Annotated in this window: 11 protein-coding genes and 1 pseudogene; 8 read left to right on the top strand and 4 right to left on the bottom strand. The window is 66.7% G+C overall.

Going from position 1 to position 12,749, the window contains the following annotated elements; all coding sequences use genetic code 11:
- Both DWF00_RS29610 and DWF00_RS27575 read left to right on the top strand, forming a co-directional pair.
- A pseudogene (locus tag DWF00_RS29610) lies at positions 1–245 on the top strand (calcium-binding protein); the annotation flags it as partial.
- A 348-nt stretch (positions 246–593) separates the two neighbouring features.
- The gene (locus tag DWF00_RS27575) at positions 594–923 is read left to right on the top strand and encodes a hypothetical protein (RefSeq protein WP_114832719.1); all 330 of its coding nucleotides are present in this window, start codon (positions 594–596) and stop codon (positions 921–923) included.
- Positions 924–1,038: 115 nt separating this feature from the next.
- Here DWF00_RS27575 and ppk2 read toward each other — a convergent pair whose 3' ends face one another.
- The 4 genes from ppk2 to DWF00_RS27555 all read right to left on the bottom strand — a co-directional run bounded on the left by ppk2 (position 1,039) and on the right by DWF00_RS27555 (position 5,916).
- A complete protein-coding gene (ppk2, locus tag DWF00_RS27570) occupies positions 1,039–1,938 on the bottom strand; it encodes a polyphosphate kinase 2 (RefSeq protein ID WP_114832721.1) in 900 nt (299 codons plus the stop codon).
- A 240-nt stretch (positions 1,939–2,178) separates the two neighbouring features.
- Positions 2,179–3,561 carry a methyl-accepting chemotaxis protein gene (locus tag DWF00_RS27565; protein WP_210207959.1) on the bottom strand — a complete coding sequence of 461 codons (1,383 nt, stop codon included), beginning with the start codon at positions 3,559–3,561 and terminating at the stop codon, positions 2,179–2,181.
- A gap of 259 nt (positions 3,562–3,820) precedes the next feature.
- Positions 3,821–5,095: a Gfo/Idh/MocA family protein gene (locus tag DWF00_RS27560; RefSeq protein WP_181832914.1), complete on the bottom strand. Its 1,275-nt coding sequence runs from the start codon at positions 5,093–5,095 to the stop codon at positions 3,821–3,823.
- A gap of 80 nt (positions 5,096–5,175) precedes the next feature.
- Complete coding sequence (locus DWF00_RS27555; protein WP_425453188.1) at positions 5,176–5,916, bottom strand: GntR family transcriptional regulator; 741 nt, start codon at positions 5,914–5,916, stop codon at positions 5,176–5,178.
- A 366-nt stretch (positions 5,917–6,282) separates the two neighbouring features.
- On the opposite strand from DWF00_RS27555, the gene DWF00_RS27550 reads away from it, so the two are divergent.
- From DWF00_RS27550 to DWF00_RS27525, 6 genes are all read left to right on the top strand, one after another.
- Positions 6,283–7,569: an ABC transporter substrate-binding protein gene (locus tag DWF00_RS27550; protein WP_114832725.1), complete on the top strand. Its 1,287-nt coding sequence runs from the start codon at positions 6,283–6,285 to the stop codon at positions 7,567–7,569.
- 5 nt (positions 7,570–7,574) lie between these two features.
- Positions 7,575–8,519, top strand: a complete 945-nt coding sequence (locus tag DWF00_RS27545; protein WP_114832726.1) for a carbohydrate ABC transporter permease — start codon at positions 7,575–7,577, stop codon at positions 8,517–8,519.
- A complete protein-coding gene (locus DWF00_RS27540; RefSeq protein ID WP_114832728.1) occupies positions 8,512–9,390 on the top strand; it encodes a carbohydrate ABC transporter permease in 879 nt (292 codons plus the stop codon). Before DWF00_RS27545 ends, DWF00_RS27540 begins: the two co-directional genes overlap by 8 nt.
- Before the next feature lie 11 nt (positions 9,391–9,401).
- Positions 9,402–10,442 (top strand): Gfo/Idh/MocA family protein, encoded by a 1,041-nt coding sequence (locus DWF00_RS27535; protein ID WP_114832773.1) that lies wholly within the window; start codon positions 9,402–9,404, stop codon positions 10,440–10,442.
- Positions 10,442–11,518 carry a Gfo/Idh/MocA family protein gene (locus DWF00_RS27530; RefSeq protein WP_114832729.1) on the top strand — a complete coding sequence of 359 codons (1,077 nt, stop codon included), beginning with the start codon at positions 10,442–10,444 and terminating at the stop codon, positions 11,516–11,518. Before DWF00_RS27535 ends, DWF00_RS27530 begins: the two co-directional genes overlap by 1 nt.
- Before the next feature lie 79 nt (positions 11,519–11,597).
- On the top strand, positions 11,598–12,674 hold the full coding sequence (locus DWF00_RS27525) for an ABC transporter ATP-binding protein (RefSeq protein ID WP_114832730.1): 1,077 nt from the start codon (positions 11,598–11,600) through the stop codon (positions 12,672–12,674).
- Positions 12,675–12,749 lie beyond the last annotated feature (75 nt).

The following is a 12,749-nucleotide window of genomic DNA, read 5'->3' as shown; positions in this document are numbered from 1 at the left end:
GCCACGACGCCTTCGTCTTCGCGACGGGCTTCGGCCGCGACACGATCACGGACTTCAAGACGACGGGCTCGAGCTCGGACGTGCTGGAGTTCGCGAGCGAGATCTTCGTCGATCTCGACGCGGCGTTCGCGGCCGCCGACCAGGTCGGCGACGACACCGTCTTCACCATCGATGCCGATACGAGCCTCATCCTCAGGGGCGTCCAGCTCGCGGGCCTCGCCCAGGACGATTTCCGCTTCGTCTGACGGCTCGGCACGACCGACTGAACGAGAAGGGCGCCGAAAGGCGCCCTTCTCTGCTTCGCCTCCCATCAGATCAGGGCCGTCGCCCCCGGTTGCCCCCGATGCGTTGCGCCTGCCGAGCCGGAACGGCACGGATCCCCGGCGATCCTTCGCGGCGCTTCGAATATTGACCTCTCCGGCCAGGCGCGGGGAGATTGGCACCCTGGGCTGGTTCGCCGTCGTGAAATGCGGGCGAGGCTTGCAGGAGAAAGCCGCGAGGCGCCGCCCTCTGACGGAACGCGCGTCGGAACAATGCGTGCGGCTGGGTGTTGCGAGATCACCCGGCGTCCGCCGGGCGCGGAAGGAGAGACGATGCGAAAGAACTCGTTCATTGCCTTGATGATCGGCGGCCTGATGGTCGTCGGCGTCGGTACGGGAGCCCAGGCCGGAGCTGCGGCGCAGGATCAGGTCGCGCCGAACGTGGCTGAAGCACTTGGCAAGGTCGATGCGGAGTTCACGCGTCACACCCGCGAGCACCGGATGATGGAAATCCAACGCAACATGGGGCGCCAGCAGCATGGGCGCGGCAATAGCTATGGCCGGGGCTATGGTCACCGCGGTTATGGCGGCCCGCCGCCCGGCTACGGCCACCGCGGCTATGGCAATCGTGGCTACGGCCCGCGGCCCTATTCCCGCTTCTGAGCAGCGGATTCAGATTGCCGGAACGGAGGAGCGGGAGCGCCAGGCGCCCCGCTCCTTTTTTTGTCGCCGGCAGCAGGATGGAAGCCCGGCCGGCACGCTCGGCCGAGCTCGACGCTCAGTAGACTTCCGGCACGTACAGCTCGGCCGGCACCGGCTTGCGCAGGTAGTCCTCGTGGCGCATGCGCTCGGGCAGCTCGATCTCCGTCTTCGGCGCGTCCTCGTAGGGAATCTGGGCCAGCAGGTGCGCGATGCAATTGAGCCGCGCCTTCTTCTTGTCGACAGCCTGAACCACCCACCAGGGCGCGTGCGCGGAGTGGGTCCGCTCCAGCATCTCCTCCTTGGCGCGGGTATAATCCTCCCAGTGCACGCGGCTCTCCAGGTCCATCGGCGAGAGCTTCCACTGCTTCAGCGGATCGGCGATGCGCATCTGGAAGCGGAACTCCTGCTCCTCGTCGGTGATCGAGAACCAGTACTTGATCAGGATGATGCCCGAGCGCACCAGCATGTGCTCGAACTCGGGAACCGAGCGGAAGAACTCCTCGAGCTCGTCCGGCGAGCAGAAGCCCATGACCCGCTCGACGCCGGCGCGGTTGTACCAGCTGCGGTCGAACAGCACCATTTCGCCGGCGGTCGGCAGATGGGCGGCATAGCGCTGGAAATACCACTGGTTGCGCTCGCGCTCGGTCGGGGCCGGCAGCGCCACGACGCGGCAGACGCGCGGGTTGAGGCGCTGGGTGACGCGCTTGATCGCGCCGCCCTTGCCGGCGGAATCGCGACCTTCGAACAGGACCACGACCTTGAGCTTCTTGTACTGGACCCAGTCCTGCAGCCGGACGAGCTCGTGCTGGAGCCGGAAGAGCTCGCGGAAATAGACCTTGCGGTCGAGCGTCGCGCCGGTCGGCTCCATGCCTTCGGCGACCAGGTCGTCGAGCCGGTCCTCTTCGAGCTGCATCTCCAGCTCTTCGTCGAAGCTGTCGGCGATCTCGGCTTTGATACGGTCAAGGTCCGGGGTCATGGGGGTCGTCCTGTTGAGTTTCTGGTTAAGCGAGCGGCGGCGGGATTTGTTCGACGGGCCGCGCGATCATCAGGTCTTCATTTGCGGCGATCATAAGCCTGTCGGCTGCTTTTGCGCCCAAGTCGTTGCGATTGCACGAGATGCGACGCCTCTCGCGTTGCCGCGGACTATCGGCGGCTCAAATGACGGGTTGATGAAAGGCGGTGGCGGGCGGCAGCCGGCTCGCGATCGCGACGCGAATCAGGCCGCGCGCAGGTCCGACAGGAAATGCGCGACCAGATCGCCGATCTGCCCTGCCGACGCCTCGACCTGGACCGCGGCGCTGTCGAGCTCCACCGACATCCTGGTCACCTCGCCGATCGAGCTGCGCGCGGCCTGGGCCGAGGACAGGCCCTCCTGCGTCAGCATGGCAACCTCGCGGGCGTTGAAGGCCATTTCGCTGGTCGCGGCGAGCTGGTCCTTCACCGTCTGCGCGATCGACGCGGCCGAGAGCTCGAGCCGCGAGATCGTCGCGCCGATCGAATCGACATGCGTCACGCAGGCGTCGGTCGCGGCCTGGACCTGGGCGATCTGCGAGGAGATCTCGGCTGCGGCCTTGCCGGTCTGGTCGGCGAGGTTCTTGACCTCGCCGGCGACCACCGCGAAGCCCTTGCCGGCTTCGCCCGCGCGCGCCGCCTCGATCGTGGCGTTGAGGGCGAGCAGGTTGGTCTGGTTGGCGATCTGCTGGATCAGGGTCACGATCGAGCCGATCAGGCGGGCAGCATCGGCAAGGCCGGCAATGGCGGCGGTGACCTCCCGCGTGTCGACGACGGCTTGGCCGGTGATGGTCGCGGCCTCCTGCGACTCGGTCCTGACGAGGTCGAGCGCCCGCACCAGTTCGTGGGTCGCCTCCGCGGTGCGGCCGATGCGCTGCGAGCAGTTGCGCGCCGCCTCCTCGGCGGTCGTGGCTTCCCGGCCGGCATGGCCGCTGCGGTCGAGGCTGGCGGCGGCGCTGCCGCGCAGCATCGTGGCGGCGGTGCGCAGGCTTTCGGCAAGGGCCGCGACGCTGTCCTGGAAGGTGGTGGCCGCGACGTGGAGCTCGTGCTCGCGGCGCTTCAGGCCGATGCGGCTGGCGCGCTGGTGGCAGGAGGTCGCGGCGATGGCGTCGCAGAGGATCAGCCGGGCGAGGGCGGCGCATTCCTCCGCCGCCTTGCGGCCCTTGAAGCGGCGGCGCCGGCCGATCTCCTGGAAGAGCGGGTCGATCAGGCGCAGCGTCGTGGCGAGGCGGGTGCGGATGCCCAGCACGTCGCCGTATTCGGTCTCGGTCGCCCTGGTCAGGTCGGCAATGTAGGCGTCGCCGAAGGAGCCGCTGAAGACCAGCTTCAGGTGCTGCTCCTCGGCCGCGACGATTTGCTGCCGGTGGCGCTCGACATGCGGCTTCATGTCGGGGACGGAGCGCTCGAGATGGTCGCAGTAATCGTGGCAGGCGGCGTTGGTCGTGGCCGTGACGATGGACAGCAGGGAGCGCGCCGTTTCGAGCACGGCTTCGTCCACCGAGCAGGCGCGCAGCAGGCGTTCGACGCCGGCGCCGGTGATGGCGACCGGCCGCGGCTCGGGGGATATATTCGCCGGAGGCTGAGCCAACGCTGCGGTCCACTACTTGAGATTCAAGCAGGCTCGCACGAGAAACTTAAGAAATTCACGCGGCCGTGAGGTCGTCGCATGATTTCGCCTCGGCCACGGATGTCGTGCGCGCAGTGATTGCGCGGGTGCCGCTTGGGGAATCAAAGGTTGAGGCCGATGCCGGCCTGGGTGTTTGCTGTGGAGCAATGCCGGCGAGGCGGGCCATGACCCGCTCGCCGGCATGTATTCGGCGGGCTACCCTAAGGCAAGACCGCGCAGCTTAGATCTGGATACCATCCGGCAATCCGCCCAGTTCCTTGAGCTTGATCGGGCGGCCCTGCTTGACGCTGGCGAGCGCGGCGGCGCCGCAGAGCATCGACATGGCGCCAGCCAGCGCGCCGGCGCGCTGGCCGAGCGGATCGGGCGTGCCCGGGCGGAAGAGCATGTCGCGCAGGCGGTCGTCGCCGCCGAAATGGCCGCCGCTGTAATGCGGCACGCGGATGCGCTCGACCTTGCCGAAGTTCTTCATCAGCAGGATCTCGTCGTAATCCGGCGTCTCGAAGGCCTGGCGCTCGTACTGGCGGATCTCGATGCGGCCCTTGGTGCCGTTGAAGGCGAGGTGATGGCCCTCGATCGGCATGTAGGTGTTGAGCGAGTAGGAGACGATCACGCCGTTCTCGTAGCGCAGCATCGCCGTCATCGTGTCGGGGATGTCGATGTCCTCGCGATAGAGGCAGCCGTCGCGGAAATAGCCATCGACCTCGGCCGGCTCGTCGTAGAGCGTGTTGAGCCACGGGTCCTTGCGGATGTCGAGGTAGAAGTCGCATTCCTGGGTGTGCGCGCAGGTCATGCAGCGCTCGCCGCGGAAGGGGCCGTTGCGGCCGTAGTTGCGCTGGGTGCCGAAGGCCGAGACCTCGAGCGCGGTCGAGTCCAGGTACCAGTTCAGCAGGTCGAAATGATGGGTCGACTTGTGCACGAACAGGCTGCCGGAGTTCTTCTCGTAGGCGTGCCAGCGGCGGAAATAGTCGGCGCCGTGCTTGGTGTCGAGATACCAATGGAAATCGACCGAGGTCACGGTGCCGATGGCGTTTTCCATCAACAGCTGCTTGATGCGGGCGGCGGTCGGCGCGAAGCGGTAGTTGAAGGTCACGTCGATCTGCCGGCCGGTGCGGATCTCGGCCTCGAGGATGCGGCGGCACTTCTCCGGCGTCGTCGTCATCGGCTTTTCGGTGATGACGCGGCAGCCGGCCTCGAGCGCCTTGACGATGATCTCGTCATGGGTGTCGTCGCGGGTGCAGACGATGACGATCTCGGGCTTGGCGACGGCGAGCATCGTGTCGACATCGGTGAAGATCGGCGCGTTGGTGCCGACCTCCGCGCGGGCGTGGCTGGCGCGCAGCTCGTTGACGTCGCAGACCGCGACGAACTCGGCCCGGTCGCGCCAGCCGGCGAGCAGCTCCTTGCCCCACATGCCCGCGCCGCGGTGGCCGGTGCCGACCAGGGCCACGCGATGGCGCTCGTCGCTCAGAACGCCGTTACTCGCCACATTCGTCATCTCAGCATTTCCTCGTCGGTCTCTTGTTTTCGAACTCTCCGGTCGTTGGCGCCGGCGAGCGTGCCGGCGGGCGGCCGGCGTCAGACGAAATAATTCGGGTATTCGATGCGCAGCCGGTCGACATCGGGCAGGACCACGTTGAGGTGGGCCTGCATCGCCGCACGCGCTGCCTCGACGTCGCGGCTGGCGATGGCGTCGCGGACGAGCACGTGCTCGCCGATGACCTGCTGCATGCGGCCGGCGACGGGCAGCGTCAGCCGCCTGGCCCGGTTGATCTGGACCTTCACCTGGCGCAGCAGCTTCCAGATGCTCGGATAGCCGGCGATTAGCGCGATCGCCTCGTGGAAGGCCTCGTCGGCCTCGTGGAAAGCGTCCATGTCGCCGAGCTCGGCCAGCATGCGCTGGCTTGCCAGCTTGGCGTCGAGCTGGGCGATGTCGGCGAGGGTGGCGATCTCGGCCGTGCGCTTGATCGCGGTGTCCTCGAGCGCCAGCCGGATCACCAGCGCCTCCGGGATCGCGCCGAGCGGCACATGCGAGACGAAGGTGCCCGATTGCGGGAAGATGTCGACCAGCCCTTCCTCCGCCAGGCGGATCAGGGCCTCGCGCACCGGCGTCTTGCTGACCCCGAATTGCTGCGTCAGCGCCTTCTCCTGCAAAGGCGTTCCCGGCACGAGGCGCATGTTGACGATGGCCTCGTAGAGCTCGTCGTAGATCACCGTCGCGGTGGTGACGCGCCGGATCGACGGGCGGATGCCGGACATCGCTGAGCGGCCCCGCAGGGCAGGGCCTTCCGCAGTCTCGTGCTCGCCTCGGGTTTCCATGGTTCTCGCCTGTTCGGCCTTCACGGGGCCGCTCAATGCATTTTGACATACTAGTATCTTAGTGTATGAGTTTTTCAAGGGGTTCAAAAGAAGACGCCTGGATGGAACGCCACAAAGCCAGCTCGCCACCGCTCGAAATGCAGGCCCAGCCTCGTTCGTCCGCCCGCCCGGGGCAGGCGGGGCGCGGTTCGTCGCGCCTGCGGACTGGGATCGGGGCGGCGCCTGTGTCAGCATGGGCTGGCGCAGGAGGCCGGAGCTTTGAGGCGGCCCGGACGCCTGCCGGAATTCGCGCGCGTCAGTGCGCCAAGACCAATATGTTCAAGCAAAAACAACATCTGGAAACGCACCAATCGAGGGAGAAAGTCGATGAGCGCTTATTCTGTTAGCCGTCGCGCGCTGCTCGGCGCCGGCGCCGGCATGACCGCCGCTTCGCTGCTGGGCCTGAGGCCGGCAGCGGCGCAGCAAAAGGACATCAGGGTGTTCTGGTGGGGCTCGCAGGAGCGCGCCGACCGGACCAACCGGGCCGTCGACGCCTTCAAGAAGGCCAATTCCGGCATCGACGCCAAGACCGAGTTCGCCGGCTGGAGCGACTACTGGCCCCGCCTCGCGACCCGCGTCGCCGGGCGCAATGCGCCCGACCTGATCCAGATGGATTACCGGTACATGTTCGAGTACGCGCGCCGCGGCGCGATCGTGCCGCTCGACCAGTATCTGGGCAGCGCGCTCAAGATCGAGGGTTTCGACAAGGCCAACCTCGAATCCTGCAGCGTCGACGGCAAGCTCTTCGGCATCAACCTCGGCGTGAACTCGTCCTGCGCCGTCTATGACACGGCGGCCTGGGAGGCGGCCGGCGTCGAGCCGCTGACCTTCGGCACGAGCTGGGACGAGTTCTCCGCCAAATGCGCCGCCTTCGCCAAGGGCAACAAGCGCAGGCGCTTCTACGCCACCATGGACGCCAGCGGCCACGAGCCGGCCTTCGAGCTCTGGCTCGTCCAGCACGGCAAGGTGCTCTACACCGAGGCCGGGCAGCTCGGCTTCGACGAGAAGGACGCGGCCGGCTGGTTCAAGCTCTGGGCCGACATGCGCAAATCCGGCGGCTGCGTGCCGGCCGACGTCCAGGCGCTCGACAAGTCGACGCTCGACACCTCGACCCTGACGCTCGGCTATGCCGCGACGGCCTTCCCGCATTCCAACCAGTTCGTCGGACTGCAGCAGCTCAACAAGGCCAAGCTCGCGATCACCGCCGTGCCGGTCACGGCCGGTGGCAAGCCCGGCCAGTATCTGAAGCCGTCGCAGATGTGGTCGGTGACCTCGGATTCGAAGTCGCCCGACATCGCCGTCAAGCTCGCCAACTACTCGGTGGTCGACCCGGAGGGCAGCAAGATCCTCGGCGTCGAGCGCGGCGTTCCGGCCTCGGCCGCCGTGCGCGACCTGCTCTCGCCGACGCTGGACGAGGTCAGCCGCTCGGTGGTCGACTATATCGGCAAGCTCGGCCCTTACACCGCCAAGCTGCCGCCGTCCCCGCCCAAGGGCGCCGGCGAGGTCTTCACCGTCCTGGAGCGGGTCAGCCAGGAGGTCGGCTTCGGCGTTTCGCCGGAGGAGGGCGGCAAGAAGTTCGTCACCGAGGCAGTATCCATCCTCAAGCGCGGGTGACCCGAATGGCGACCTATGCTGCAGAGGTCGCGGTCAGCAAGCGCCCGGCGAAAGCCGGGCGCATTGGCCGCTTTTTCTTCGCCGGCAACGGCGCGGGCTACATGTTCCTGGCGCCCTGGCTGATCGGCTTCCTCGGCCTGACGCTGGGCCCGGCTCTGGCCTCGCTCTATTTGTCCTTCACCGATTACGACCTGCTGCAGGCGCCCAAATTCGTGGGTATGGATAACTACGTCCGCATGGCCACCGGCGATGCGAAATTCGCCGCGGCGATGAAGGTGACGTTCCTGTACGTCATCCTTTCCGTGCCGTTCAAGCTGATGTTCGCCCTGGCGCTGGCCATGGCCTTCAACCGCGGCATCAAGGGCCTGCCCTTCTACCGGGCAGTGTTCTACCTGCCGTCGCTGCTCGGCGGCTCGGTCGCCATCGCGGTGCTCTGGCGCCAGCTCTTCGCCGCGGACGGCCTGATCAATTCGATCCTCGGGGTGTTCGGCATCGACGGTCCGAGCTGGATCTCCAACCCGAACTACTCGCTCTACACGCTGGTCGTGCTCTCGGTCTGGCAGTTCGGCTCGCCGATGATCATCTTCCTCGCCGGTCTCAGGCAGATCCCGCAGGACATGTACGAGGCGGCGAACATGGACGGCGCCTCGAAGGCGCGGCAGTTCTTCCGCATCACCCTGCCGCTGCTGACGCCGGTGATCTTCTTCAACTTCGTCATCCAGACGATCGACGCCTTCAAGGCCTTCACGCCGTCCTTCATCATCTCGGCGGGTACGGGCGGCCCGATCAACTCGACGCTGTTTTACACGCTCTACCTCTACCAGGAGGCCTTCGGCTTCTTCCGCATGGGCTATGCCTCGGCGCTGGCCTGGGTGCTGGTGCTGATCATCGCGGTCTTCACGACCTTCTCCTTCCTCTCGGCGCGCTACTGGGTGCACTACGATGAATGACGCCGCGCATGCCGCCCCGCCCGGCGATACGCCGGAGCGTTCGATCCTGCACTCGGTGCTGATCCACTCGGTGCTGATCGCCGTCTCGTTCGTGATGCTCTACCCGCTGCTCTGGATGGTCTCCGGCTCGGTGCGCCCGGCCGACGACATGTTCGGCGGGCAGACCTCGCTGATCCCGTCGCAGGTGACGCTGCAGGCCTACAAGAGCGGCTGGTTCGGCTTGCAGGTTTCGTTCGGCACCTTCTTCCTGAACTCGCTGGCGATCTCGGTGCTGGCGACGATCGGCAACGTGCTGGCGGCCTCGGTCACGGCCTTCGCCTTCGCGCGGCTGGAGTTCGTCGGCAAGAGCTTCTGGTTCGCGCTGATGCTCGGCACCTTGATGCTGCCCTATCACGTCACCCTGATCCCGCAATACGTGCTCTTCCTGAAGCTGGACTGGGTGAACACCTGGCTGCCGCTGGTCGTGCCGAAATATTTCGCGGTCGACGCCTTCTTCATCTTCCTGATGGTCCAGTTCTTCCGCGGCCTGCCGCGCGAGCTCGACGAGGCCGCGATGATGGACGGTTGCAGCGCCTGGCGGATCTACTGGAAGATCGTGCTGCCGCTGTCGCTGCCGGTGCTGGCCACCGCCGCGATCTTCTCCTTCATCTGGACCTGGGAGGATTTCTTCGGGCCGCTGATCTATCTCGGCGACATCCACACCTACACCGTGCAGATCGGCTTGCGCTCACTGATCGACTCGAGCGGCACCTCGGATTGGGGGGCGCTGTTTGCGATGTCGGTGCTGTCGCTGATCCCGATCTTCCTGATCTTCCTGTTCTTCCAACGGCTGCTGATCGAAGGCATCGCCACCACCGGCATGAAGCGCTGAGGATGCCTGCGATGCGACCGCTGAACTTCGCCGTCATCGGCATCAACCACGACCACGTCAACGGCCAGATCGGCGCGCTCCGGCGCGCCGGCGCCACCTGTGCCGGCTTCTACGCCGCCGAGGACGATCTCGCGGCCGCCTTCGCGGCGAAGTATCCGGAGATCCCGCGTGCCGCGGACGTCGCCCGGCTCTACGAGGACCCGTCGATCCAGCTGATCGTCAGCGCGGCGATCCCGGCCGACCGCGCCGCGATCGCGATCGCTGCCATGCGCCATGGCAAGGACGTGATGCTGGACAAGCCGGGCGTCACCAGCCTCGCCCAGCTCGCCGAGGTCAGGGCCGTGCAGGCTGAGACCAGGCGCATTGTCTCGATCATGTATTCCGAGCATTTCGAGGTCGCGGCGACCGTGAAGGCCGGCGAGCTGGTCGCGGCGGGTGCGATCGGCGAGGTCGTCAACCTGATCGGAATGGGGCCGCACCGCCTGCGCAAGCCGGAGCGGCCCAGCTGGTTCTTCGAGCGCGAGCGCTATGGCGGCGTCCTGACCGACATCGCCTCGCATCAATGCGAGCAGTTCCTGTTCTTCGCTGGGGCCGATGATGCCGAGATCCTCTCGGCCTCCGTCGGCAACCGCGCCAACCCCGACAAGCCGGGCCTGCAGGATGTCGGCGACATGCATCTGCGCACGGCCGGTGGCGTCACCGGCTATATCCGGGTCGACTGGTTCACGCCCGATGGCCTGCCGACCTGGGGCGATGGCCGCCTGACCATCATCGGCACGCATGGCACGATCGAGCTGCGCAAGTACCTCGACGTCGCCGGACGGCCGGGCAAGGACCACCTCTTCCTCGTCGACCGCAAGGGCATGCAGCATATCGACTGCTCCTCGGTCGAGCTGCCCTATGGCCGCCAGCTGATCGCCGATGTCCTCGACCGCACGGAGACGGCCATGCCGCAGGCGCGCTGCTTCAAGGCGATGGAGATCGCCCTCAACGCCCAACATTTGGCCGAAACCGGCAGATTGCCGGCCAAAGACCCGCGAGAGACTGTCTGATGAGTGAAGTGAAGTCCGTCGCCGTCGTCGGCTGCAATATCGGCCGCTCGCATATCGCCGAGGGTTATGCGCCGCGGCCCGAGCGCTGGCGCCTCGCCGCCGTCTGCGACCTCAACCAGGAGCGGCTCGACAAGGTCGCCGACGAGTTTTCGTTCGAGAGCCGGACGACATCCTTCGACGAGCTGCTGGTGCGCGACGACATCGACGTCATCGACCTCTGCACGCCGCCGGCGACGCATTTCGAGCTGGTCACCAAGGCGCTTGCCGCCGGCAAGCATGTCGTCTGCGAGAAGCCTCTGGTCGGCTCGCTGAGGGATGTCGACCTGATGCAGGAGGCGGAGGCCGGGAGCGGCCGCATCCTGATGCCGGTCTTCCAGTACCGCTATGGCGACGGCGCCCAGAAGGCCAAGCGCATCATCGACGCCGGCATCGCCGGCAAGCCCTATCTCGGCACGGTCGAGACCCATTGGAAGCGCACCGCCACCTATTACGAGGTGCCGTGGCGCGGCAAATGGGAGACCGAGCTCGGCGGCGTGCTGATGACCCACGCCATCCATATCCACGACATGCTGACCTACCTGATGGGGCCGGTCTCAAAACTGTTCGCCCGGGCGGTGACGCGGGTGAACGCGATCGAGGTCGAGGATTGCGTCGCCGCCTCGCTGGAGATGGCGAGCGGGGCGCTGGTCGCGTCGAGCGCGACGCTGGGCTCGCAGAACGAGATCAGCCGGCTCAGGCTCTGCTTCGAGAACGTCACCTTCGAGAGCGCCGGCGCCGCCTATTCGCCGGGCGATGACCCCTGGACGATCCTGCCGGCGAATGACGCGGTCGCGGCGCGGATCGATGCCCTGCTGGCTGACTACCAGCCGGTCGGCCGCCGCTTCCTCGGCCAGATGGACGCCTTTCACGAGGCGCTGAACGGGCGCGGCCCGGTGCCGGTGACCGTCGCCGACGCACGCCAGGCGCTGGAGCTGGCGACGGCCTTCTATCATTCGGCCCAGACCGGCGCGGATATCGCCCTGCCGATCGGGCCGGAGCATCCGAAATATGCGAGCTGGCGTCCGAACGGGCACTGAACCGACAGAAGAAGACCACGGGCGATCGCTGTCACAAGCCGGAACGGCGGCGCGGTAGCCGGGAAATGCGGAGGACGACATGGCGACGAGCATCAAGCTCAACAAGGTGGTGAAGCGCTACAGCGCGGTCGAGGTCATCCATGGCATCGACCTGACGATCGACCCCGGCGAGTTCGTGGTCTTCGTCGGCCCCTCCGGCTGCGGCAAGTCCACGCTGCTGCGCATGATCGCGGGGCTCGAGAAGATCACGGGCGGTGATCTCCTCATCGACGGCGAGCGCATGAACGACGTTCCCGCCTCGCAGCGCGGCATCGCCATGGTGTTCCAGTCCTACGCGCTCTATCCGCATATGACGGTCTACAAGAACCTCGCCTTCGGCCTGGAGACGGCCGGCTACAAGAAGGCCGAGATCGACGAGCGCGTGCAGCGCGTCGCCAAGATCCTGAAGATCGAGAGCTATCTGCAGCGCCGCCCGCGCGCGCTCTCCGGCGGCCAGCGCCAGCGCGTCGCCATCGGCCGCGCGATCGTGCGCGAGCCAAAAATCTTCCTGTTCGACGAGCCGCTCTCGAACCTCGACGCGGAACTGCGCGTGCAGATGCGCGTCGAGATCGCCAAGCTGCACCAGGACCTCGGCAACACGATGATCTACGTCACCCACGATCAGGTCGAGGCCATGACCATGGCCGACAAGATCGTGGTGCTGCGCGATGGCATCGTGATGCAGGCCGGCGCGCCGCTCGAGCTCTACAACAAGCCGGCCAACCAGTTCGTCGCCGGCTTCATCGGCTCGCCGAAGATGAACTTCCTGGCGGCCCGCGCCGGTGCTGCGGGCAACACGATCGAGGTCGCCGGCCGCAACGTCTCGCTCGATGCGGCGCTGGCCGTGGGCCAGGACGAGCCGCTGACCTTCGGCGTCCGGCCCGAGCACATCGCCGTCGGCGGCGAGGCGGGCGAGGTGCTGGGCGAGGTGAAGGTCCAACTCGTCGAGCATCTCGGCGGCGGGACCGTGCTCTACACCACCACGGCGGGCGGCGAGAACCTGACCATTTCCGCGGCTGGGCAATTGCGCGTGCAGCAGGGCGAGAACGTGCCGCTGCGGATCGACCCCGCGATCTGCCACGTCTTCGACAGCCAGGGCATGGCGCTGCGCAGCTGAAGACCCTGAGGGTATTTGCCGGTGCTCAGGCTGAAATGCGTGAAGTCGCGAGCTGCGTTCACCGATAGATCAGTT

Source organism: Allobosea caraganae, from assembly GCF_003351345.1.
Taxonomy (GTDB): domain Bacteria; phylum Pseudomonadota; class Alphaproteobacteria; order Rhizobiales; family Beijerinckiaceae; genus Allobosea; species Allobosea caraganae.
This window is presented reverse-complemented; position numbering and strand designations above follow the sequence as displayed.

Coding starts and splice junctions, on each gene's coding strand:
- DWF00_RS27560 (WP_181832914.1), bottom strand. CDS start 5,095: ATGACGAATGTGGCGAGTAACGGCGTTCTGAGCGACGAGCGCCATCGC.
- DWF00_RS27555 (WP_425453188.1), bottom strand. CDS start 5,916: ATGGAAACCCGAGGCGAGCACGAGACTGCGGAAGGCCCTGCCCTGCGG.
- DWF00_RS27575 (WP_114832719.1), top strand. CDS start 594: ATGCGAAAGAACTCGTTCATTGCCTTGATGATCGGCGGCCTGATGGTC.
- DWF00_RS27530 (WP_114832729.1), top strand. CDS start 10,442: ATGAGTGAAGTGAAGTCCGTCGCCGTCGTCGGCTGCAATATCGGCCGC.
- DWF00_RS27550 (WP_114832725.1), top strand. CDS start 6,283: ATGAGCGCTTATTCTGTTAGCCGTCGCGCGCTGCTCGGCGCCGGCGCC.
- DWF00_RS27525 (WP_114832730.1), top strand. CDS start 11,598: ATGGCGACGAGCATCAAGCTCAACAAGGTGGTGAAGCGCTACAGCGCG.
- ppk2 (WP_114832721.1), bottom strand. CDS start 1,938: ATGACCCCGGACCTTGACCGTATCAAAGCCGAGATCGCCGACAGCTTC.
- DWF00_RS27540 (WP_114832728.1), top strand. CDS start 8,512: ATGAATGACGCCGCGCATGCCGCCCCGCCCGGCGATACGCCGGAGCGT.
- DWF00_RS27535 (WP_114832773.1), top strand. CDS start 9,402: ATGCGACCGCTGAACTTCGCCGTCATCGGCATCAACCACGACCACGTC.
- DWF00_RS27545 (WP_114832726.1), top strand. CDS start 7,575: ATGGCGACCTATGCTGCAGAGGTCGCGGTCAGCAAGCGCCCGGCGAAA.